Origin of the sequence: Pseudoalteromonas sp. SG45-2 (genome assembly GCF_014164115.1) — a bacterium.
Taxonomy (GTDB): Bacteria; Pseudomonadota; Gammaproteobacteria; order Enterobacterales; family Alteromonadaceae; genus Pseudoalteromonas; species Pseudoalteromonas distincta.
Genome location: NZ_JACJEO010000080.1, coordinates 1 through 259, shown reverse-complemented (window position 1 = coordinate 259; position 259 = coordinate 1). Strand labels below are relative to the sequence as shown.

The following is a 259-nucleotide window of genomic DNA, read 5'->3' as shown; positions in this document are numbered from 1 at the left end:
ATTTTCAGAAAGCGCATTTGATAAGTCCTGCTCAGCTTGGCTGGAAGCGACTCCCTGCGCCTCACCGTCTAAATCATCACCTTGTAATTCTTCGGGGGTAAATGGCAACTCACTTTCTAGTGTTTCTTGAACTTCATCAAGGTTAAGAGGTTTGGTATCCTCTTCTATACTAACTGGTTCAACAGAATCAATTCCGTCATTAATTTCTTGCAGTAAATCATCATCAAACGACTCGTCTTCAACCTTAGCTTCTGATTCA

1 protein-coding gene is annotated in these 259 nt (G+C 41.3%); it reads right to left on the bottom strand.

All coding sequences use genetic code 11. The annotated features are described in order from the left end of the window. Positions 1-259: hypothetical protein (locus H5116_RS20190; protein ID WP_182716938.1), on the bottom strand; the 259-nt coding region annotated here is incomplete at both ends.